Genomic DNA, 21,231 nt, shown 5'->3' on the forward strand with positions numbered 1-21,231 from the left:
TGATACCACGCGCCAAGGACCAGTCACCGTCGTCGCTCGAGCCAGCGCTGTCCCGTCCGAATGTCGGTCGGAATCTCGTCGCCGAAGGCACACCGCGTACGCTCCAGTTCGCAGGGGTTGCCCGTCGCGATATCGATCACTGGAGAGCCACCCTCGAACACAGCCGTACTCGCGGTCGTCAACTGGCCAAAGGCGTGGGGTTTGTCTGTCTCGGGCTCCGGGTGGCGACAGATCGAGTCGTCGCCGGGGCCGTTCTCGTGATCCTGGGCGATCGTCCATAGCTCGTCACGGTCGATCCAGTCGACGCTGTCGAGCAACTCGAGGGCCCGTTGTCGCCGCGTCGTCGAACTCGTCGTCTCGGTCGACGCCGAGTGCACGAAATGATTCGTTCGTGTGACGACAGGATTGTCGTCGACGGCGATGCGTTCGGCGGCCGGATCGATCTCGAGCAAGACGCCCTCGGTTCCGTCGGCCAGAAACAGCGTCTGGCTCATCAGCTGCCGGGTCGGGTGTGCCTCGAGGAGAGACCGTGCCTCCGCGACGGTCGCACACTCCTCTAACAGCATGCGAATGACGGTGCCGTTCCGGAGCTGTGTTTCCGGCGCAACGTCGTCGCGGTTGCAGTCGATGTACGTATTCGCCGCAACCAGCCCCTGATCGTTGACTCCTTTATAAATCGAAATCGTCCCGCAGGTGTCGACCGTCAGGAAGCCGTAGTAGTCGTCGATCGGCGGCTGCTCAACGATCGACTTCGGTCGGGTACCGCGTCCCGAAATATCTCGGTTTTTGAGCACGAGCGGGCCGGTGTCGGCGTCGGTGCCGCTGTCGGATCCGCCAGACGCCTCGGTTTGCTGCGGGGTCACAAGCGCGTTCGTACATCCCTGCGGATGCTTCTCGGATCGGCCCTCCCCCTCGGCTAGTTCCTCGCACAGTTCCGCGTACGCGAAGACGTACACTTCGTAGACGTCTGCGTCGACATCGAACACCTCGGCCATCGCCTCGTAGGCCCGTCGATGCCGCTCCGGCAGACTGGCTCGGCTTCGGCGAGCGTACTCGAGCAACGGTTCGAGGTCGACGTTCTGAGCGGTGATTGCCGACTCGAGTTCCTCGATTGCCCATTCGACAGCCTCGCGTTCGAGTACGGCGCGTTGGCGTGCCCGGCCGGCGAACGTCTCCGAGTCGGTGATCACGTCGCTGTAGGCGGTGGTGTCAACGTCCGTCTCGTTCATATCACGAGGTGGGACTCGAGGGGGTTGTATCGTCGGCCTGAAAGCGTCTGGGACCGGTGTAGACTCGAGACAGCACCAGCCCCTGCTCGAGGGCGACTCGCTCGAGGTGGGTTGAGTAGCAGGCCTCGAGTGCAGTCACTCGCTACTCGCGGCCGTGAGAAGACGGGGCACGATGGGATTTGAACCACGCCATCGGCTCGCTTCGCTCGCCGCCGTCTAGTCCAACCCCATCTCAGTATCTTGCTGTCGCTCACGAACTGTTCGTGACAGCAACGGGCACGATGGGATTTGAACCCACGACCGTCGGATTAGAAGTCCGACGCTCTTTCCGGACTGAGCTACGTGCCCTCGAGTACGAATCAACGGCGGATTGGCATAAGCAGTGTGGATTCATTCAGCCGTGAAAGCGGTACAGCGACGTCACGAACGGCAGTCGGTTGATCAGCCAGATGGCAACCGGGAGGCCGATGATCGTCACCGCAAGCAGGGCCGCGAGGTTCGCCCAGAGGAAACTCAGCCACCAGCCGATGAAGACGAAATACAGCGCCCGAACCACCAGCGAGTGCTGGCCACGAGCCAGTTCGGGGTTCGTAAACGATCGCGGTTCGGCCAGCGTCAACACCGTCGGGACGAGGTTGATCAGTTTGATCCCGATCGGGGCGAGGACGATGGTGACGTTCAGTGCCCACGCGAGGTTGATCACGACCGGCGTCGCCCACCAGCCGATAGCCAGAAACCAGAGCCCACGCATGAGCAGCGACCGCTGTGTCATGGCTGGAGACAGCCACTAGGCGATGATAGGGCTGTCGAAGCCGCCCCGCTCGAGCGACGAACACAGCGTTTATGCACGTCTCGCCGGTACTCTCGAGCAATGCACGTCATCGGAACGGTGGGACTCCCCGGTAGCGGGAAAAGCGAGGCTGCCACCGTCGCACGCAAGCACGGACTCCCGGTGGTGACGATGGGCGACGTTGTCCGCCAGGAGACGGCCGATCGCGGCCTCGATCCGACGAAAGACCACGGCAGCGTCGCCCAGGCGCTGCGCGACGAGAACGGGCCAACGGCGATCGCCGAGCGCTCGCTGCCGATGATCGAGGATCGGCTCGAGGACCACGAGACGGTCTTGGTCGACGGGATTCGCTCGGACACCGAGGTCGATATCTTCGACGACCGCTTCGGGGAGGCGTTTACCCTCCTCAGCATCGAGGCTCCCTTCGAACTGCGAGCCGAGCGCATCGACGCCCGCGGCCGCGATGCGAGCGAAGCCGACGGCGGCGAGGGGCTAGCCGCCCGCGACGAACGCGAGCGCAGTTTCGGGATGGATGACGCGATGGATCGCGCTGACATCGTCGTCGAGAATACCGACTCGCTCGAGACGTTTCACGAGCGGATCGAGACGATCATTCAGGACGAAGCCGGGACGGCCCCCGACGAACCCGAATCGGAACCGACACCTGAGTCCGGATCGAACACGGAAGTCAACCAGCCATGACTGATATCTACCGCGTCGACGTCGAAATCACGGCCCCAGTCTACGACACGGAGGTCACCAGCCGCGTCGTCGATGCCGTCTCGAACATCTTTCCGAACGCCGACCTCGAGGAGGAGTTCGGCGAGATCAGGGCCGAAGCCCATTCGATGGACCACGTCTCCGAGTTGCTTCATCGCCAGGAAATTCTCGACACGGCTCGCGGCGAGTTCTTCGCCAATCGCGAGGGAGACACCTTCTCCTTTGCACTCAAGAAACAGGCAGCCTTCGAGGACCGTATCAACTTCTCCGTCGGCGAACCGGACGAACTCGGCGAGATCAGCGTTCGCGTGCGCGTCATGGAGCCGACCGTCGAGGAGTACGTCGATCATATCGCACCGCCGACCGAAGACGGCCGGCCGGTCGAAGACTAACTCGATTCGTTTCGAGACGCTGTTGACGGCGAGTTGCTGTGCCAGTGCCACCGGCGTCCCTGTCTATCTGAAATACTGAGAGGGACAGGAGTGATGGGGGATCCACACGTATCCCGAAGGGATGCACGACTCACTCACCGTCGCGGAGATTATGGTCACCGACGTCGTCACCGCTTCCCCGGACGCGAGTGCGACCGACGCCGCGACCCTGATGCGTGACGAACACGTCAGTTCCGTCGTCGTCGTTCGCGACGACGCGCCCGTCGGCATCGTCACGGAAGGCGACTTCGCCACCCAACTCTGTGAACGAACTGATCTCGGGAGTCTCGAACTGGCCGACGTGATGTCGACACCACTCGAGACGATTCCGCCCGGGACAACCATCGTCGATGCCGTGAGCGTTCTCCGTGCCGAAGACGTCGAACACCTCCCGGTCGTCAGCGACGACGACGAATCGAGCACACTTGTCGGGATCCTCACGACGACGGAGCTTTCCTACTACGTCCCGCATCTGGCCCACCGAACGGGTGGTCTCAAGAGTCGACCGCCGCGACGGCAGGTTCGGACCGATACCCAGTACGAGCGCGACGACTGGACGTTCGAGTACCGCGGCGAGGATGAATCGACCGTTTCGGTCGGCGACGTCGCCCAGTTTTCGAAGACGCTCTCGGACGGTGACGTGGAATCGTTCGCCGAAATCACCGGCGATACGAATCGCGTACATCTGGACGAAGCCTACGCCGCCGAGACCCGGTTTGGAAGGCGGATCGTCCACGGAATCCTCGCCAACGGCCTTATCAGCGCCGCACTCGCTCGACTGCCCGGGCTGACGATCTACCTCTCACAGGAGAGTACCTTCCTCGCACCGCTTTCGCTCGGCGACCACGTCACGGCTGTCTGTGAGGTCGTCGACGACCTCGGCGGGTCAAAATACCGGATCGAGACGACCGTTACCGACGGCGACGGGACTGCCGTGCTCGAGGGCGATGCAGTCGTCCTCATCGACGACCTGCCGCCGGAGACAGCGCTCGACAGCGAGACGGCGACGGCCGACTGATTCGGATCGTGCCCCAATCGTCGGTGGACACCTGCGTGTCGAGTTACTGTGAGCAGTCGCAGGCAGCCTCGAGTTTCTGTTCGCCGTCGTCCTGACGCTCCTGTGCGGTGATCGGATCGCCGGCCGCAGCCGCCCCAGCTCCGTCCTCGAAGGCCGCCGCCGCGGCCGTTAGACGCTCGTTCTGGCAGGTCGCCGTCTCGAAGTACGATACGAGGCCGCTCGGCGGGTCTTCGTCCCCCTCGAGCACGGCCGTCGCCGTCGCGAAGTCAGATTCGGCGTCGACGAACGCCATTTCCGCCTGGTTGTACCGTTCGTCCTCGAGGTGGGTCCGTCCCTGTTCGAGGTCCTCGTACCCCTCGAGCATCGACTCGAAGCCGTCCCCAAGCGTCGACAGCGAGCCCACGACGTCGCCAAGCGTCGCAATCCCATCCTCGAGTTCCGTGTAGTCGATCCGGGCGAGGTCCTCGAATCGCTCCTTCTCGAAGGCCGCGAAATCGGCCTCTGCCTCGCCGTATCGCGTCTGTGCCGTGTCGAGTCTCGCTGTTCGGTCGTCAAGGGTGTCGGTTGCGGCCTCGAGATCGCCGTCCTCGTTGATCGCCGCGGTGACGGTATCGACGTCGTCACCGAGCGTCTCGTCGGTGACCGTGTCGGTCACCACGACCAGTCCCTCGAGGATGTCGGCATACGTCCGCAGCTCGTCGACTTCGGACTGGCGGTCCGCGTCTAGTTCGGCCGCTGCGGTCTCGAGACGATCTCGCGCGTCGTCGATCAGGCCGTTCGGCTCCGCGGGGTCGAAATCGATCGTTTCGGGGTCGTCGATGGAATCGTCGATTTGCAACGCGAGGGCCGCTTCGTTGAGTGTGCCCGTTGCGCGGTCGAGTGCCCGCTCGCCGGTACGGTCGGCGACGTCGCCACCTCCATCGCTGCCATCTCCGAGACACCCCGCGAGCGCGGTCAGCGTGCCGACGCCTGCGCCAGCACGAGCGAGATACTGCCGACGGTGCATTGATACTCGAGTATACGTCTAGAAACGTATGAACGTAGTGGCACGGGGCGAACGAGTGATTCGAAACGGCACGGGTTGTGTCCTCAGAACGGACCCATTCCGCCCATCCCGCCGCCACCGCCGCCGCCTTGCTGTTGCATCTGTTTCATCATCCGCTGCATCTCCTTTTCGGAGCCCATCCCCTGGAACTGCTTGATCGTCTTCTCCATCATCTTATACTGCTCGAGCAGTTCCCGGACCTTCTCCTCGCTGGTGCCCGAGCCACGGGCGATGCGTTCGATCTGGCTTGCGCCGATCGCTTTGGGGTACTCCTTTTCGGTGTCGGTCATCGAGTCCATGATGACGCTGAACGTCCGCATCCGGTCCTGGGTAACGTCCATCGCGTCGTCAGGCAGCTGGTCTTTGATCCCGCCCCCGAAGCCGGGGATCATGTCCATGACCTGATCGAGCGGCCCCATGTTGTTCATCGCCTCCATCTGCTTTTGCATGTCATTGAGGGTGAACTGGCCCTGGAGCATGTCCTCGGGCTCCCAGTCGTCGTCTTCGATCTCGGTCTGCTCCATCGCGCGCTCGACGCGCTCTGCGAGCTGGCCGAGATCGCCCATGCCGAGCAGCCGGGAGATGAAGCCGTCGGGCTCGAAGCGCTCGATGTCCTGGACCTCCTCGCCGGTTCCGAGGAACGCGATCGAGGAGTCGGTCTGATCGACGGCCGTCAGCGCGCCACCACCTTTCGCCGTCCCGTCGAGTTTCGTGATGACGACGCCATCGATGCCGATCGACTCGTCGAACTGGCTCGCCTGCTCTTTGGCACCCTGTCCGATCGCCGCGTCCAACACGAGCAACGAGGTGTCGGGCTCGACGACGCCCTCGATCTGCTCGATCTCGTCGATCAGATCCTCCTCCAAGGCGTGCCGTCCCGCCGTGTCCACGATGTGGACGTCGGCCTCGCTGGTCTCCTCGAGGCCTTTCCGGGCGATTTCGACGGGGTCCTCGCTGTCGGGGTTGCCGTAGTAGTCGACCTCGGCGCGGCCGGCCATCTGCTGGGCCTGCTCGTATGCACCGGGCCGGAACGTGTCCGTCTGGATCACAGCGGGGCGCAGCCCCTTCGTCGAGAACCACCAGGCCATCTTCGCGGCGGAGGTCGTCTTCCCCGACCCCTGCAGCCCAGCCAGCAGGATGGTCTGTTCCTCGAGTGGTAACTCGGTCGACTCACCGATGAGGCCGACCAGTTCCTCGTAGACGATGCGGAGAACGAAATCCCGTGCCGGCGTGCCGGCCGGCGGTTCTTCCTCGAGTGCGCGTTCTTTGATGTTGTCCGACAGCTCCATCACGAGCGAGACGTCGACGTCGGCCGAAAGCAAGGAGCGCTGGATCTCCTTGACGATCTCCTCGATGTCTTCCTCGCTGATGCGTGACTTCCCGCGAAGTTTATCCAAAGTGCCCCGCAGAGAACTGCCGAGATCGTCGAGTACCATTTGCTCGATGTACGGGACGACGTCGTTAAAGGCTTTTTCTACTGTTCACCCCTCGACGGCGCGAGGCGACCGCCGGGACAGCGCCGGAGCGTATTTCAACCGACCGTGACAACGTCTCCGTATGACCACCGACGCGGACGTCGATCCGTCCGAGTACGACGCACTCGAGGACGCGGACGTGACGATGCGAGAGAACGATCACGGTCTCCACATTGCCGACGACGAGGTGACCGGCGTCTCGAGTCAGGGACAGACGCCCGAGGAAGCCCTCGCGAACCTCGCCGCCGCAGTCGAATCCTATACCGAGGCGACCGACGACGATCCAGGCGACGACTGGCTCTGAGAGCCGATCACTCCTCGTCGACCGGCCCCGTCTCGATCGCCCCGTCGTTTGCCAGCCACTCCGTCAGGCTCCCTTCGTAAAAGTGGACGTCCTCGTAGCCAAGCGCCCGGAGGACGACGTAGGTGTGGCTGATCCGGCGGGCCGTGTTACAGTAGAGAACGATTTCGCGGTCGGGCGTGATGCCGTCGTCGGCGAGCAACGCCTCGAGTTCAGCCTCGGACTTTAGCCGACGCGTCTCGTCGTCGACGGCCTCCCGCCAGTCGAAGCGGACCGCCCCGGGTAGGCGGGCTTCCTCGAACTCGTGTTTATCGCGCGTATCCACGAACAGCGAACCGCGCTCGAGGGCGTCTTCGACGGCATCGAAGCCGATCAGCGGACTCTCCCCGCGCGTGAGCGGGTCAGGGTCGTAGCTCGTTGGCTCGAGTTCGGGGGTGTCGCTTGTCGTCTCGTACGCGCGGTTCCAGGCGCTGTAGTCACCATCGAGCAGGCGGACGTCGTCGTGGCCGTACTCGAGGGCGGTGAGTACGAATCTGGCGGCGAAGACGCCGTGGGTGTCGTCGTAGACGACGACCGTGTCGTCGGGAGCGATCCCGACATCCGAGAGCAGGGCTGCGAAGGCGTCGGCACCTGGAAGCGTCCCGCGATCGACGTCGCTTTCGTCGCGGTAGCGATCGAAGGGGACACTCACGGCACCGGGAATGTGCCCGATACCGTCGTACTCCCAGGCGTCTCTGACGTCGACGATGCGAAGCTGTGGGTCCTCGAGATGTGTCGCGAGCCAGTCGGGGGCAACGACGACGGATTCGTCCATTGGATGACGAATTCGTGAGCCTGCCTGGAGAACACACCGGTCCCGGCATCACTCCCCGTGGTACCGAGTTCCCGGCAACAAACTCCGCATTGTGGCGACGTGTCGGGACACTGAGAGTCGACAAATGTCGGCTGTGCATCCGTTTTGCCGGTCGGCATACGCCATGCTGGATCGCGTTATCTCCGCTCGCGAAACATAGCGGCAACAGTCACCGGAACGATTGACCGGCGTCCGAATTGACCGGTTGGAATGGCCCTATGACCCTGGCAGCCGTTGGATCGTGTATGGCAACAGACTACGCCAACGACGTACTCGTCACCGCCGACTGGGTCGAAGACCATCTCGAGGAGTTCCAGGCCGACGATCCAGCGTATCGACTCGTCGAAGTCGACGTCGACACGGAAGCCTACGAGGAGGCCCACGCCCCCGGCGCGGTTGGGTTCAACTGGGAAACCCAGCTGCAAGACCAGACGACGCGAGACGTCCTCACCAAGGAAGACTTCGAGGACCTGCTCGGGAGTCACGGCATCAGCGAGGACTCGACGGTCGTCCTCTACGGCGACAACGCCAACTGGTTCGCCGCCTACACCTACTGGCAGTTCAAGTACTACGGCCACGACGAGGTCTATCTGCTCGATGGTGGCCGCGAGTACTGGCTCGAACACGACTACCCGACGACCGACGAGGAACCCGAGTTCTCGGCCGTCGAGTACGACGCCGCCGGCCCACGCGAGAGCATCCGTGCTTACCGTGAGGACGTCGAGAAGGCAATCGATCGCGGCGTCCCACTCGTCGACGTTCGCTCGCCCGAAGAGTACAGCGGCGAGATTCTCGCCCCGCCAGGCCTCCAGGAGACCGCCCAGCGCGGCGGCCACATTCCCGGCGCGAAGAACATCTCGTGGGCCGCCGTGACCGACGACGACGGCATCTTCAAGTCCCGTGAGGAACTCGAGGAACTCTACGCTGAGGAGGGCATCGACGGCGACGAGACGACCGTCGCCTACTGCCGCATCGGCGAGCGCTCGTCGGTCGCCTGGTTCGCCCTGCACGAACTGCTCGGCTACGAGGACACCGTCAACTACGACGGCTCCTGGACCGAGTGGGGGAACCTCGTCAACGCGCCGATTGAGACAGGCGAGGGCGAGTGAGCAAAGCGACCGAGGCCTCGAAAAGCGAGCGGGTGTAGCCCGCGAGCAAGGCGAGGGCGACGACTGAAAGGAGTCGCCCTCGAGGCGAAACGGCAAACGGAGTGAGCCGTAGAGCAAGGCGAGGCCGACGACGCAACCGAGCGCCTGCAAGCAGTGCCATCACCCTTCGTTTTTGGATAGTCGTACTCGAGCGACGCGCAGGCCCGACTACTTCGAAAAGATGCTATCGGCCGTCGCCGCGCCCACGATGCTGAACACCGAGCCGACGCTGACGGCTTTGAACGTGACCAACAACCCGTCGGCGCTCAGTTGGTCGGTCTCGAGAAACGTGTCGGGAGCGTCGAACAGGAGCGCGAGGATGAGCACCGCCCCGAACGAGACACACAGCAGCGAAATGAACCTGATGGGGATGCCAGCAACCTCTCGCTCGACGTCCGGATCACGTGTCGTATCGGCCTTATACAGGGCCGCATAGCCGATCGCGGCGACGACGCAGATCGTCGCCGTTGCGTGAAAAAGACTCATATTCTCTGCGAGCACCCAGACCTCCTCGGTCACGACGAACGGCCCCGCAAGCAGGAAGCCACCGACAATCTGCTGTGCAGAATCGGCCGGTCGGAACCGCTGTGGACGGCGGAATTTCATGCTGAGGGGTATCCATCCGCCGGTGAAATAACGACCGGTACTGACGATACCAGCGACGAACGACGCTACTCGGCGATGTTGTCCGACGCGACGTCACTCGGCGAGACGACCTCGAGTTCGCCCTCGGACTCGAGTTCCGAGATCTTCGAGACGGCCGCCTCGAAGGCCGTGAGCGTGCCACCATCCAGAGTCTCGTAGGACAGCGACGTGATCGTGTTGTATTCGGCGGTCAGGTCCAGCAGCGTGGTCACCTCGTCGGCGTCCGGGCTAGCGGCCCGCGGTGCAAGCGCCGCGTTGGTGAGGTAGCCGTGGCCCGCAAAGCCGCCGACGAAGCCGAGGTCGTGGTACTCGTCGACGAGCTCGAGTGCAGACTCGTCGTAGCCGTCGAGTGGGTAGGAAAAGTAGGCGCTGTCGAAGCCGTGGTCGTCGAGCCACGAGACGGCGCTGCTGAGCTGCTCTTCCTGTCCAGACACATCCCGGTCCGTAAGCGGGGCGTTGTCAGCACCCTGACTGCCGATCGTCCACCCGTCGTCTTGCAAGGACTCGAGGTCGTCCACCGAGAGTCGATCCTCGCCATCCACGTAGTCGGTGTTGACGAACACCGTCGCGGGGTAGTCGTGTTCCGCGAGGATCGAGGCCGCTTCGCTCGCGACCGTCTCGTGGCCGCCGGGGAACTGCAACAGGACGCGACCGGTGTCGGGGCGACCGACGAGGCGATAGTCGTCACACCACAACGAGAGTTCGCGGTCGCCGGCCCAGACGGAGATTTTGGTGTGGGCGACCGAACTCAGGTCGGGTTCGCCGACCCGTTCGATGACCCCGAGATCACGGTGGACGAACGGCCCGTCCGCGTTGACTGCACACCGAAGCAACAGTCGGTCACCGTCGGTGTCCGTGAGCTGGACGGTCGGGTTGACCGTGTGGTCGCTCGCGAATGCCAACGCAGGATAGCCATCCGAGAGATTTCGTGGCGTTTCGAACTCCCGTTTGATCATAATACGCTCGTCGGACTCGGCGGCCTCCATCCGAGCGGACTGAGAGCCGACGTACATCCGCTCTTGATCGGCAGTGAGCGAGCCTTCCATCACCGTCCACTGCGAGAGATCCTCGAACTCGTCGAACGAGCCCAGTTCTTCATCGACCGCGTCCGACGACCCGTCGTCGCCATCACCGTCTTCGCCCGCGGTTTCCGAATCACTCAATGCAGAACAGCCAGCCACCATCGCCGCAGCGGCCGTCGTGAGATACACACGTCGTTTCATTCCGATCGATAGCACTCGGCTTACGGTGATTGTTATGCTCTATTGACGGTTCTCCTCGAGTGGGTAACCGGGGCCTATCCACAAGCGTATTGACAGGCTAGTATCCTGCCCCACGTCTCCTCGGAAACGAAGCTGCTCGTCGCGACAGACCTAACTCGAGGCCGGCCGAAGAACCCGATATGACCGATTCCGAGGCGTTCGTCGAGGCTGTACGGGACGACAACCAGACTGCACTTTCACGACTCGGATCCTCGAAGTCGCTGTATGCCGACACTGGCGGCGATATCGACACCGAACCCGTCCTCCGGGCGACCGCCAACGCCGAACACGCAGCCTGGCAGACGTTCGCACAGTGGGCCGACAGCGACGACCACGACGGCGCTCGCGACGTCTTCGACACCACGGCAACGGAGGAACGAGGCCACTACGAGACCGTCCTCGACCACCTCGGCGTTGAGGAGTACGACCCAAGCGACGTGCCAAACCTCCACGAGTACCTGCGTGGCCTTGAGTCGACGGTCGAGCGCACCGGGGCCTTTATTGGCCGCATCCTCGCGAGCAAGCGCTCGAAAGAACAGGTCGTCGGCTACTTCGTCGGCGACGCCGACCCCCAGACAGCCGGCGTCTTCCGGGAGTTCGGCACGGAGCTAGACGACCAACTCGAGCGCGCGGGGGACCTCCTCGAAGACGTCTGTGAGACCGACGACGACTACGAGCGCGCGCAGACGGCCGCGGCGGGCGCGATCGAGGCCGCCTACGACGAGTACGTCGCGAACCTCGAGGCGATGGGCGCGAATCCGAAACCCGTCTGCTGATCGGGTCGACTCCGTTTTCCCGAGTTACTAGACGCCCTCGACTGTCTCGCGGAACGCCCGAACCGACTCGAGAGCGTCCTCGACGTGGGTCGCGACGTCGCCACCCGCGTCGTCCGCGACCTCGGTGAGGATGTGTTCGTGGCGAGCAAGCGTGCCGTGGTCCGGCCCGCGATCGGCCTCGGCCAACGTTGCAAGCTGATCCGACTGCTTTTCGAGGCGGTCGCGGACGTCGTCCTCGGCCGCGGCGTCGGCGGCGTCCTGTAGTGTTTCGGCGGCGTCTGCAAGGTTTTCTCGAGCCATACGTGACGTTCACCAGCCGATGATAAAACGATTTCACACATGGTAGAACGAGCCGAGACAGCAGACCGTCTCAGTCGACGCGTTCGATCCGATCCTCGAGATCGAGGTCGGCGACGGCAGCCGGCAAGAGCCCGGCGACGGCGTCGTGGAAGTTCGTGCGGTAGCTTTCAGGTCCGTTGTGGGCCGTCTCGGCCGCGCGCTCTCCGGCGATCCCGAACGCGAGCGTGCCGTGAACGGCGGCCGTGGTGGCGTCTTCCAGCGCGCCGCGGAACGTCGCAAGCGTCGCGCCGAGCATACAACCGGTCCCGACGACCTCGGAAAGCCGTTCGTGGCCAGCCGTGACACGGACCGCCTCGTCACCAGTGGCAATGACGTCTGAGACGCCGCTCGCGACGACCGTCGTGCCGGTCGCATCAGCAAGCGACTGGGCTGCGTCTTCGATCTCTGCGTACTCGCCGACGGATTCGACGCCGCGAACCTCGGCTTCGACACCCGCGAGCGCGCTGATCTCGCCGTAGTTGCCCTTGATGATCGAAAACTCGAGGTCCTCGAGGAGCGCTTCGGCGACCGCTTTTCGGGTCGGCGTCGCACCGACGCCGACAGGATCGAGGACGATGGGAATCTCGCGGTCAGCCGCGGTCGCGCCGGCCTCGTGCATAGCCTCGACTTTCCCCTCGGGGACCTGCCCGGTGTTGAACAGGAGCGCGGCCGCACCGGCGGCCATCTCGCCCGCATCGCCCGGCGAGTCGGCCATCACCGGGAGCGCGTTCCAGTGGAGGGTCAGGTTCGCGACGTCGTTCATCGTCACGGTGTTGGTCAGATGCTGGACGAGCGGCGTCGTCTCGCCGATCGCCTCGAGCGACGCCGCGAGGTCGCCACCGGAGACATCGGTCGGGAGCGAGTTAGTCATCGTGTGGGGGTGTGTCTCCCATGCCCTTCGCAGTTTCGACGGCCGACACGAGCGACTCGGTCGCAGTGCGCGGGTCCTCCGCGGCAGTGATCTCGGAGACGACGGCCACGCCTGCTGCACCGGCCTCGACGACCGGACCGGCGTTTCCGGCCGTTATGCCACCGATGCCGACGAACGGGATCGACACCGCAGTCGAGATTTCGGCGATCCGTTCGGGGCCGACGCTGGCTCTGTCAGCCTCGACGTCTTTCGACGTCGTCCCGTAGATGGAGCCGATGCCGAGATAGTCCGCGCCGTCGGCTTCGGCCTGCGTCGCCTCGTCGACTGTCGAGGCCGAACAGCCGAGCACGGCTTCGGGGCCGAGCAGGTCCCGCGCCACCGCGACGGGCAGATCGGACTGCCCGAGATGGACGCCGTCGGCGTCGATCGCCTGGGCGATGTCGACGCGATCGTTGACGAGCAGATCGACGCCCGCCTCGGCGGTCAGCTCGCGCACCTCGAGGCCGAGGTCGTAGCGCCAGCGGGCATCGGTCCCCTTCTCTCGAAGCTGAACGGCGTCGATACCGCCGTCGATCGCCGTCCGGACGATCTCGGTCGTCTCCCGACCGGCCGACAGCGACGCCTGCGTGACGAGGTAGGTTCCGTACTCCGTGGGAGGCATACGCACAACAACGGCTCTGAGAGACCATAGTCCCTACTGAACGGCGGCGCACGCTCGAGCGGAAGAATCGGTATCGCGCCCGCCCAGCGGAACAGTCAGTACTGCACTCCCCAGACGACCTACGATATCTCGAGAGCATCCACCCCAGCCTGAACCAGTCCGTCCCAGTCGGACGCGTCTCGAGCGACCGGCAACGGCGTCGGCGGTTCCGGATCGGACGTCTTCTCGGCGATCGACCGCCGCCACCAGGCGACGTCGTGCCACGCGTCTTGCGTGTAGCCCATCGCCGGAAAGTCGGCGACGCATTCGAACCCGAGTTGTTCGTGGAATCGAACCGTCGCGGGGTTCGGCAGCGTCGTCACGGCGTAGGCATCGCAGTAACCCTGGCGCTCGAGGATCGCGAACAACGACTCGTACAGCGCCCGGCCGACACCCGACCGGCGGGCGTCGTCGGCGACGTAGACGGAGAGTTCGACGACCCACTGGTAGGCACGGCGCTTTCGCAACGGGCCGGCGTAGGCGTAGCCGACGACCGCGCTGTCACGGACACAGACGAGCCAGGGGTAGCGCTCGAGCGTCGAGTCGATACGGGCGGCCAGTTCGGCCGCGGTCGGGGCGGTTTCTTCGAAGGTGACGGCCGTCGATTCACAGAACGGGGCGTAGATGTCACGAACCGCGGCGGCGTCTTCCGGAGTCGCGAGTCGAATCTGCGGGGCAGCGTCCATACCCCTGTGACAGCCAGTGGCCGATAATAAGCACGCGGGACTCGACGCACACAGTGCAGGTCAGTGCGGGGAGACTCGAGGGCGTCTTACGTGGCTCGGGCGAAGTGCCAGCCGCCGAAGACGCCGACCGAACCGGCGAGGAGCAACACGGCATCCGGATCGGCGTTACTCGTGACGAGTGCCACGACGCTCAGGACGACCGCGAGCGAAAACGCGATCGGTCGCTGTCTGGTCGGGTAGCGAGCGAGCAGTCGTTCGACCACGAACAGGAAGGCGAGTCCGACACCGACGCCGGCGACGACGTCGACGAGGTAGTGCACCCCCAGCGCGACTCGAGAGAGGCAGACGGCCGTAACCACGGTCACCGCGGCGAGCAATCGACGACGCGGCGTTCCGATCGAGAGCCGCCGAGCGAGGCTGCCGTAGACGACCGTCGTCATGAGCGCGTGGCCGCTCGGAAAGCCATAGCTGCTGGCCATCGCCGTCACTTCGTACAGCGGCTGGAGCAACGCGGGCAGCGACTCGAGGGCGACGAGCGGTTGCTCCGGCCGCGGCAGCGCGAAAACGTGTTTCAGTGTCGTGATCAGCCCATACCCGGCCAGCGCCAGCCCGGCAACGACAGTCGCGTCCTCGCGTTCGTCCGCGTAAACCCAGTAGAGCCCACCGACGAGGACGACGAAAAACCAGGCATCACCCAGCTGGGTCACGAGCGCGACGAGAATCGCGGCCCAGTCGGGGATCAGCTCCTGGATCTGGCCGACCACGCCGAGACCACGGGACATATCGGTCCTACTGGGACGAGTCACTAATGGATGTCGGCTCGTCGCGCGCCTCGGTCCAGTCCTCGTCGACACGAGCGGAGAACTCCGCGATCGGGGTCGCCGGCGCCTTTCACGTCTGCATCGAACGACGGCTGTTCGATGCGTCTGTAAATCGTTTCAGTTGTTACTATAGGGAACCGAGACATCGAGAGCGCCAGTGTGAGATTCCGTGCCGGGAACCGGACTGGTATTTTATACTGCTTCCGAGAGAACGAATTCGTATGTCTACCGAAAACACGCTTCTCCGGAGCCTGCTACTGATCATCGCTCTGGTCGTCCTCGTTCCGCTGCTCATGATGGCATTCATGATGCCGATGATGGGGATGTGGGGCTGGGGACACATGTGGGACGGTGGGATGTGGGGTGGCACGGGAACACCGTGGCCGTGGCTCGTGATGTGGCTCGTGTTTTTAGCCGTCGTGATCGGCCTCGGATACCTGCTGTCCCGCGCACTTCGTGGCCCAACCGGCCGCGAAACCGACGCCGCACTCGAGGAGCTGCGGCTGGCGTACGCCCGTGGCGACCTCTCTGACGAGGAGTTCAAAGAACGGCGACGGCGACTCCAGACGCGAGATGAGTCCCAATGACGACTTACACCACAACTCGGCGACGGACACTCGCAGCCACCGGCAGCGCGCTCGCGACCGGTTTCGCGGGCTGTCTCGAAAGCAACGACCCCCAACCGACCGACGCGGGCGACGACTCGAGCGGCGACCACGACCACGATACCGATCACGAACTCGGCCATCCGGAGGCACGGATCGACGTGACGATGGAATCGGACGACGACACGCACCACTTCGCTCCGCACGTGGTTCACATCGAGGAGGGCAGGACGGTAACGTGGACGCTCGAGAGCGGCGCGCACGATACGGTCGCCTACCATCCGGACAACGCCGAATTGCTCCCGTCGGCGAGCGAGCGACGGCTCCCCGACGGCGCCCAGCCCTGGGCGAGTGAGCTCCTTCGAACCGAGGGCGAAACGTTCGAGCGAACGTTCGAAGAGGTGGGTGTCTACGACTACGTCTGTACGGTCGTCGAACACGGTCATGGACCGGAGCGCGGGCAGGGGCCCTCCGGCTATCACCCGACGCACGAATCGACGGGCATGGTCGGTCGCGTGATCGTCGGCTGGCCGGACCTTGACTCTGACGCACAGCCCGCTCTCCGAACACCCGCAGCCGAACTACCTGAGGCCGTTCGAGACGAACTCGAGGGATTCAACGAGCGAACGCGGACGGCGCTCGAGCACGACGACGATCACTGAACACGGCCAGTCGACCTCGAACTGCGTTCGTCGGACCGTCCAGAACAAAAGAGAGTGGTTAGCGCTCGAAGTAGCGGCTGAGAAGCGCCGCCACGACCATGATGACGACGAGGACCGTCGAGAGCGCGTTGATCGTCGGCGTCAATCCGGTCCGCAACATGGTGTAAATCTCGACCGGGACGGTACTCGAGCCCGGGGAGATGAGAAACTGCGTCGCGGTGAACTCACCGAAAGAGACGACAAAGGCGACAAAAAAGCCCGCCAGCAGCGCCGGCGAAATGATTGGCGCGGTGACGTTCAGAAACGTCACTGTCGAATCGGCGCCGAGCACGCGAGAGGCCTGCTCTAGGTCTTCATCGAATGTTACCAGCTGTGACCGGACGAGCAAGAAGACGTACGGCACCGTCAGAATCGAGTGGCCGACAATCAGCGCCGGGTAGCCACTCGAGACGTTGACCATCCCGAAGTAGCGGATCAGTGCGATCCCGGTGATGACGGGCGAGATGATCATCGGCAACAGCATGACCGTCGAGAGCTGCTGTTTGTACGGGAACTCGGCTCGAACGAAGCCGACGGCGGCTGCCGTCCCGAACGCGACGGCCAGCAGCGACGCTGCTGTCGCGACGATAAAACTCGTCACCAGCGCGCCCAGAAGCTGACTGTCGGTCAGTAACTCCGTGTACCACTGGAGGCTGATGCCGTCATAGGGGATCGCTGGGAACGTCTGCCCGGTAAAAGACGTGAGGACGACGATCGCCACCGGCACGAGCAAGAACGCATAGATGAGCAACAGGACGAACAGCAACGTGCCCTGTCGTACCAGACTGGCCCGACGGATCGAGGAGGTCACGCTCATAGGTTACCGAGCGCCTCCTGGAGGTTGAAGACGGCGTTGAACGCCGCGATAAACGCGACGAGCAAGACGGTGTAGATCACCGCCAGCGCCGATGCCAGCTGGATGTTGTACGCCTCGAGGAACGTGCGTGCGATCTCGTTTGCGATCATCGATTGGTTCGGTCCACCGAGAACTGCAGGCCCGAGGAACGACCCGGTTGCGAGGATGAACACGATGACACCTGCAGCGATGATTCCCGGCATGGATAACGGAAGCACAACTTCGCGGATCGTCCGGAACTGCCCGGCGCCGAGTACCCGAGATGCGTTGATTGTCTCGTGGTGGATCGCGTTCAGTGAGTTGTAGATCGGCAACACGGCGAAAGGAAGGTACGCATTGGTCAACCCGAGAACGACGGCTGTCGACGTAAACAGCAGGTCGATCTCGAGGCCAGTGACCTGTGCGAGCGGTCCCGTCGGTGAGAAAAACAACATCAAGCCGAAGTAGCGGATGATGTAGGCGATCCACAGCGGGACGACGACCAGCGTCAACAGGAGTCGAACGCGCTTGCTCGCGAACGCGAGGTAGTACGCGAGCACGTACGCGAACACGAGCGTGAGCACAGTCGTCACAAACCCGTAGATGAACGACCGAACGAACGCACTGACGTAGACGCCGCCGGTCGCCCGGTGGTAGGCCTCAAAGAGGCTGCCATCGCCGAAGTTGAGGCTCTCGACGACCAGAAACAGGATCGGAAACACGAAAAAGAGCGTGACCCAGCCGATGCCGATTGCCACGAGATGGCGATTACTGATGCGCTCGGTGAGCCAGTTGGGGATCGGACTTCGTTCGACGACGACGCTCATACCACGACCACCGACTCGGGGTCGAACGTCACGGTCACCTCGTCACCGACGGTGATGTCCGGGAATCGGGGGGTGTTCGCCAGCGCCGTTTCGCCGCTCTCGAGTGTAACGGTGACCTCGGTCCGATTGCCGAGGTTGGAAACCTTTTCGACGGTGCCGAGGAACGCGTTGTCGGCGGTCGCTGCTGCGGTCGGTGTCGTCGATCCTGTTTGTGAAACTGTCGTGCCGCCGTCGGCGGTCGCCGAGACGGGTTCGAGGTCGACGTCTTCTGGACGAACGAATAGGCTGACGTTCTCGCTGTCACCGTGGTCGCCGGTGATAGTGACGCGGGTCGTCTCGGTCTCGACGACCGGCTGCTCGTCGACGGTCGTGACCGTGCCCCCGAACGTGGTGGATTTCCCGACGAAGGTGGCGACGAACTCGTTGGCTGGCTCCTCGTAGAGCGTCTCGGGATGGGCGGCCTGCTGTTTCCGTCCGTCGTCGAGGACGATCACCTTGTCCGACATCGAGAGCGCGTCCTCCTGGTCGTGGGTAACGTACAGCGAGGTGACGCCGAGTTCGCGCTGCAGCGTCATGAGCCACTCGCGCATCTCCTCACGAAGGACGCGGTCCAGTCCCGTCAGCGGCTCGTCTAACAACAGGATGTCGGGTTCGTATGCGAGCGCTCGAGCGAGCGAGACGCGTTGTTGCTGCCCACCTGAGAGTTCGTCCGGGCGATGATCGCCGTGGTCGGGAAGATCGACGAGTTCCAAGAACTCCTGGACCTGCGCATCGCGCTCCTCGGCATCGTAGTCGTGCATTCGAAGGCCGTAGGCGATGTTTTCTCGAACCGTCATATGGGGGAACAGTGCCGTACTTTGGAACGCCATGCCGATGTTTCGGTCCTCGGGTGCCAGGTCGGTGACGTCATCGCCGCGGAGTTTGACTTGGCCGTCGGTTGGCTCCCGAAGTCCGGCGATCATATGCAACAGCGTCGTCTTGCCACAGCCAGATGGCCCGAGAAGTGTGACGAAGTCGCCCTCGTCGATTCGGAAACTGACGTCGTCGACGGCGAGCAACTCTCCGTAGTACTTCGTGAGTCCGGTGACTTCGAGCATTGTTGGTTAACTCTGTTTGACTTCCTGGAACCGTTCGGACCAGTCGTCTTGCAGCGGGAGGATCTTCGACCAGTCGCGGAAGGCGAGATCCTCGACGGGCGCGTAGTCCGGGAGGTCGGTCATCTCCTCGGGCGGATCCTCGACCTGTATCGTGTAATTCATCATCTCCGACATATCGAGCAAGTTCTCGCGTTCGTAGGTGACATTTAACAGTTCGTGGACAGTCTCACGGTTCTCAGTGCCGTCGACGATCGCGAGCGTGTCGGTCCAGGCCATCGCTCCCTCCTCGGGCATGACGTACTCGATGTGGTCGTAGCCGTCCTCCTGCAGCGCGAGGACGCGGCCGCCCCACGCCTCACAGACCGTCGCGTTCTCCTGACGGAGGTACTGGATCGACGTCGCCCCGTCGGACCAGTAGCTAAAGCAGTTCTCGTTTTGCGCTTCGGCCTCGGCGATCACGTCCTCGAACAAATCCTCGTCATCAGCGGCGTCGTTGATGTCGGCATCGATCGCGACCGCGCAGTTCGAAAACCGATCGACTGCTCGGTCGAGAAGCGCGACATCGCCGTCGAACTCCTCGGCTTTGATATCCTCCCACGACGTGAGTTCGCGGTCGACAAGCTCAGTGTTGTATGCGTAGCCGGTCGCACCGTTCTCTCGGATCAGTCCGATCGTCTCCCCGTCCTCGACGAGGAACGTCAACTCCTGTGCGCCGTCGCGGATGTTATCGGTGTAGTTCGACACCTCGTCGAGATCAATCGGCTCGAGGACGCCTTCCTCCTGTCCCTGCGCCATCCCTGTATCGTTGAGCGCGACGATGTCGAACTCGCCGGGGTTTTGCTGGATCATCGAGATCATCTCCGTGGTCCCACCGGCCGACGTCCCCTCGATTTCGTACTCCGAATCGTCGGCCCAGCGTTCGAAGATTTCCATCTGGGCCTCCTGCGTGTTGCCACCGAATCCGAGAAATCGGAGTGTACTCGAGCTGCCACCGAGACAGCCTGCAACACCTGCGAGTGATCCTGCACCGATCGTAGCTAAAGCCGTCCGCCGCGTTACCATGTTACGGTCAGTCATGGGTCTGCTAACTGGTATGATAAGGGGATATATAATTCTACCGCCAAATCCGAAGTTTGTAGCCAATTTTAGTAATCTCTCCGAAATAGCTAAGTGTATTAGGAGATATTGTGATTAGCACATCTCTCGGTACGGACACGGGAGAACGAGAACAGATATGGACTGCACTGACGATCGAGGAGTGGACACTGTCGAACCGACAGCGACCGACGCCGTCGAGTATCGAGTCGACGGCGACGTCGCCACCGTGACGCTGACGCGCCCGGATCGGCTCAACGCCGTCACGAAGGAACTGTACGCAGGCGTCCTTGGTGCACTCGAACGAGCGAGTGACGAGGATGCACGCGTCATCGTTATCCAAGGGGCCGGCCGGGCCTTCTGTGTTGGCGCGGATATGAAAGCCCACGGCGAGCGTGAGCGAACCGCCGGCGAGAAGCGCGAGTACGCCTGGGCCGCCCAGCGGGCCTGTCGAGCGCTCCAGACCCACGAGCGACCGGTGATCGCGAAGGTACAGGGGTACGCGATCGGTGCGGGCGCCGAACTGGCGCTCAGCGCGGATCTGATTGTGATGGCCGACGACGCCGAGATGCGGTTTCCCGAGGCCGGGATCGGCACCTACGTCGGCGGGGGCGTGACCTATCGGCTTCCCGAGCGGGTCGGGACTGCAACGGCGAAGCGACTGCTGCTCACCGCCGCCAGCGTCGACGGCAACGAGGCTTCGGAGATCGGGCTCGTCAACGAGACCGTTCCCCCGGACGATTTGAACGACGCCGTCGACGACCTCGCTGGCGAAATCACCGGCAACGCGCCGATTCCGGTCGCGTTCGCGAAAGAGCACCTGAACCGTCGGGCGGATAATCTCGACCTCGCGTTGACCGCCGAGGTCGACGCCTTACTCACCTGCATGGAAACCGACGACTGGCAGGAGGGCGTCGACGCGTTCGCCGAGGACCGCGAGCCGATCTTCGAGGGGCAGTAA

At 63.5% G+C, this 21,231-nt stretch carries 26 protein-coding genes and 1 tRNA gene; 9 read left to right on the top strand and 18 right to left on the bottom strand.

The window, feature by feature from the left end; all coding sequences use genetic code 11:
- Window positions 1-23: 23 nt before the first annotated feature.
- From BW940_RS16720 to BW940_RS16730, 4 genes are all read right to left on the bottom strand, one after another.
- Window positions 24-1,229, bottom strand: coding sequence for a C45 family autoproteolytic acyltransferase/hydolase (locus BW940_RS16720; protein WP_076610351.1), 1,206 nt, complete (start codon window positions 1,227-1,229; stop codon window positions 24-26).
- Between the two features lies 1 nt (window position 1,230).
- Window positions 1,231-1,368, bottom strand: a complete 138-nt coding sequence (locus BW940_RS21545) for a hypothetical protein (RefSeq protein WP_159440180.1) — start codon at window positions 1,366-1,368, stop codon at window positions 1,231-1,233.
- A gap of 134 nt (window positions 1,369-1,502) precedes the next feature.
- Window positions 1,503-1,577, bottom strand: a tRNA-Arg gene (locus BW940_RS16725).
- Window positions 1,578-1,623: 46 nt separating this feature from the next.
- The gene (locus tag BW940_RS16730) at window positions 1,624-2,001 is read right to left on the bottom strand and encodes a YccF domain-containing protein (RefSeq protein ID WP_076610352.1); all 378 of its coding nucleotides are present in this window, start codon (window positions 1,999-2,001) and stop codon (window positions 1,624-1,626) included.
- Window positions 2,002-2,100: 99 nt separating this feature from the next.
- Between BW940_RS16730 and BW940_RS16735 the strand changes: the two genes are divergently transcribed.
- The 3 genes from BW940_RS16735 to BW940_RS16745 all read left to right on the top strand — a co-directional run bounded on the left by BW940_RS16735 (window position 2,101) and on the right by BW940_RS16745 (window position 4,188).
- Window positions 2,101-2,721 carry an AAA family ATPase gene (locus tag BW940_RS16735; protein ID WP_076610353.1) on the top strand — a complete coding sequence of 207 codons (621 nt, stop codon included), beginning with the start codon at window positions 2,101-2,103 and terminating at the stop codon, window positions 2,719-2,721.
- Window positions 2,718-3,131: an RNA-binding domain-containing protein gene (locus BW940_RS16740; RefSeq protein ID WP_076610354.1), complete on the top strand. Its 414-nt coding sequence runs from the start codon at window positions 2,718-2,720 to the stop codon at window positions 3,129-3,131. The genes BW940_RS16735 and BW940_RS16740 overlap by 4 nt, the downstream gene beginning before the upstream one ends.
- Before the next feature lie 121 nt (window positions 3,132-3,252).
- The gene (locus BW940_RS16745) at window positions 3,253-4,188 is read left to right on the top strand and encodes a CBS domain-containing protein (RefSeq protein ID WP_076610355.1); all 936 of its coding nucleotides are present in this window, start codon (window positions 3,253-3,255) and stop codon (window positions 4,186-4,188) included.
- Window positions 4,189-4,231: 43 nt separating this feature from the next.
- Here BW940_RS16745 and BW940_RS16750 read toward each other — a convergent pair whose 3' ends face one another.
- Together BW940_RS16750 and BW940_RS16755 are read right to left on the bottom strand one after the other, a co-directional pair.
- Entirely contained in the window at window positions 4,232-5,194 is a 963-nt protein-coding gene (locus tag BW940_RS16750) for a hypothetical protein (protein ID WP_076610356.1), read from the bottom strand.
- An 83-nt stretch (window positions 5,195-5,277) separates the two neighbouring features.
- Complete coding sequence (locus tag BW940_RS16755; protein WP_076610357.1) at window positions 5,278-6,669, bottom strand: signal recognition particle protein Srp54; 1,392 nt, start codon at window positions 6,667-6,669, stop codon at window positions 5,278-5,280.
- Window positions 6,670-6,790: 121 nt separating this feature from the next.
- Here BW940_RS16755 and BW940_RS16760 point away from each other — a divergent pair, with 121 nt between their 5' ends.
- The gene (locus tag BW940_RS16760; RefSeq protein ID WP_076610358.1) at window positions 6,791-7,012 is read left to right on the top strand and encodes a type II toxin-antitoxin system HicB family antitoxin; all 222 of its coding nucleotides are present in this window, start codon (window positions 6,791-6,793) and stop codon (window positions 7,010-7,012) included.
- Window positions 7,013-7,019: 7 nt separating this feature from the next.
- On the opposite strand, the gene BW940_RS16765 is transcribed toward BW940_RS16760, so the two are convergent.
- Window positions 7,020-7,823 carry a sulfurtransferase gene (locus tag BW940_RS16765; RefSeq protein ID WP_076610359.1) on the bottom strand — a complete coding sequence of 268 codons (804 nt, stop codon included), beginning with the start codon at window positions 7,821-7,823 and terminating at the stop codon, window positions 7,020-7,022.
- Between the two features lie 284 nt (window positions 7,824-8,107).
- On the opposite strand from BW940_RS16765, the gene BW940_RS16770 reads away from it, so the two are divergent.
- Entirely contained in the window at window positions 8,108-8,971 is an 864-nt protein-coding gene (locus BW940_RS16770; RefSeq protein WP_076610360.1) for a sulfurtransferase, read from the top strand.
- A gap of 207 nt (window positions 8,972-9,178) precedes the next feature.
- Here BW940_RS16770 and BW940_RS16775 read toward each other — a convergent pair whose 3' ends face one another.
- Both BW940_RS16775 and BW940_RS16780 read right to left on the bottom strand, forming a co-directional pair.
- Window positions 9,179-9,616: a DUF2391 family protein gene (locus BW940_RS16775; RefSeq protein ID WP_076610361.1), complete on the bottom strand. Its 438-nt coding sequence runs from the start codon at window positions 9,614-9,616 to the stop codon at window positions 9,179-9,181.
- Between the two features lie 65 nt (window positions 9,617-9,681).
- A complete protein-coding gene (locus tag BW940_RS16780) occupies window positions 9,682-10,878 on the bottom strand; it encodes a polysaccharide deacetylase family protein (RefSeq protein WP_076610362.1) in 1,197 nt (398 codons plus the stop codon).
- 179 nt (window positions 10,879-11,057) lie between these two features.
- Between BW940_RS16780 and BW940_RS16785 the strand changes: the two genes are divergently transcribed.
- Window positions 11,058-11,693: a rubrerythrin family protein gene (locus BW940_RS16785; protein WP_076610363.1), complete on the top strand. Its 636-nt coding sequence runs from the start codon at window positions 11,058-11,060 to the stop codon at window positions 11,691-11,693.
- Window positions 11,694-11,720: 27 nt separating this feature from the next.
- On the opposite strand, the gene BW940_RS16790 is transcribed toward BW940_RS16785, so the two are convergent.
- The 5 genes from BW940_RS16790 to BW940_RS16810 all read right to left on the bottom strand — a co-directional run bounded on the left by BW940_RS16790 (window position 11,721) and on the right by BW940_RS16810 (window position 15,071).
- The gene (locus BW940_RS16790) at window positions 11,721-11,993 is read right to left on the bottom strand and encodes a DUF7553 family protein (protein WP_076610364.1); all 273 of its coding nucleotides are present in this window, start codon (window positions 11,991-11,993) and stop codon (window positions 11,721-11,723) included.
- Between the two features lie 70 nt (window positions 11,994-12,063).
- Window positions 12,064-12,903, bottom strand: a complete 840-nt coding sequence (thiM, locus tag BW940_RS16795) for a hydroxyethylthiazole kinase (protein ID WP_076610365.1) — start codon at window positions 12,901-12,903, stop codon at window positions 12,064-12,066.
- Entirely contained in the window at window positions 12,896-13,564 is a 669-nt protein-coding gene (thiE, locus tag BW940_RS16800) for a thiamine phosphate synthase (RefSeq protein ID WP_076610366.1), read from the bottom strand. The genes thiM and thiE overlap by 8 nt, the downstream gene beginning before the upstream one ends.
- Before the next feature lie 119 nt (window positions 13,565-13,683).
- Window positions 13,684-14,289, bottom strand: coding sequence for a GNAT family N-acetyltransferase (locus BW940_RS16805; RefSeq protein ID WP_076610367.1), 606 nt, complete (start codon window positions 14,287-14,289; stop codon window positions 13,684-13,686).
- Between the two features lie 86 nt (window positions 14,290-14,375).
- Window positions 14,376-15,071, bottom strand: coding sequence for a phosphatase PAP2 family protein (locus BW940_RS16810; protein ID WP_076610368.1), 696 nt, complete (start codon window positions 15,069-15,071; stop codon window positions 14,376-14,378).
- A 260-nt stretch (window positions 15,072-15,331) separates the two neighbouring features.
- On the opposite strand from BW940_RS16810, the gene BW940_RS16815 reads away from it, so the two are divergent.
- Complete coding sequence (locus tag BW940_RS16815) at window positions 15,332-15,697, top strand: SHOCT domain-containing protein (RefSeq protein ID WP_076610369.1); 366 nt, start codon at window positions 15,332-15,334, stop codon at window positions 15,695-15,697.
- Window positions 15,694-16,377, top strand: coding sequence for a cupredoxin domain-containing protein (locus tag BW940_RS16820; protein WP_173834905.1), 684 nt, complete (start codon window positions 15,694-15,696; stop codon window positions 16,375-16,377). Before BW940_RS16815 ends, BW940_RS16820 begins: the two co-directional genes overlap by 4 nt.
- 58 nt (window positions 16,378-16,435) lie before the next feature.
- Here BW940_RS16820 and BW940_RS16825 read toward each other — a convergent pair whose 3' ends face one another.
- From BW940_RS16825 to BW940_RS16840, 4 genes are read right to left on the bottom strand one after another with little or no spacing between them, the layout of a single operon-like run.
- Window positions 16,436-17,233 (bottom strand): ABC transporter permease, encoded by a 798-nt coding sequence (locus BW940_RS16825; RefSeq protein ID WP_084776799.1) that lies wholly within the window; start codon window positions 17,231-17,233, stop codon window positions 16,436-16,438.
- Window positions 17,230-18,078, bottom strand: a complete 849-nt coding sequence (locus BW940_RS16830) for an ABC transporter permease (protein WP_076610370.1) — start codon at window positions 18,076-18,078, stop codon at window positions 17,230-17,232. Before BW940_RS16830 ends, BW940_RS16825 begins: the two co-directional genes overlap by 4 nt.
- Window positions 18,075-19,175 carry an ABC transporter ATP-binding protein gene (locus BW940_RS16835; RefSeq protein WP_076610371.1) on the bottom strand — a complete coding sequence of 367 codons (1,101 nt, stop codon included), beginning with the start codon at window positions 19,173-19,175 and terminating at the stop codon, window positions 18,075-18,077. The genes BW940_RS16830 and BW940_RS16835 overlap by 4 nt, the downstream gene beginning before the upstream one ends.
- A gap of 6 nt (window positions 19,176-19,181) precedes the next feature.
- Window positions 19,182-20,252, bottom strand: coding sequence for an ABC transporter substrate-binding protein (locus tag BW940_RS16840; RefSeq protein ID WP_235847827.1), 1,071 nt, complete (start codon window positions 20,250-20,252; stop codon window positions 19,182-19,184).
- 157 nt (window positions 20,253-20,409) lie between these two features.
- Between BW940_RS16840 and BW940_RS16845 the strand changes: the two genes are divergently transcribed.
- On the top strand, window positions 20,410-21,231 hold the full coding sequence (locus BW940_RS16845) for an enoyl-CoA hydratase/isomerase family protein (protein WP_076610373.1): 822 nt from the start codon (window positions 20,410-20,412) through the stop codon (window positions 21,229-21,231).

Origin of the sequence: Natronorubrum thiooxidans (assembly GCF_900156475.1) — an archaeon.
GTDB lineage: Archaea > Halobacteriota > Halobacteria > Halobacteriales > Natrialbaceae > Natronorubrum > Natronorubrum thiooxidans.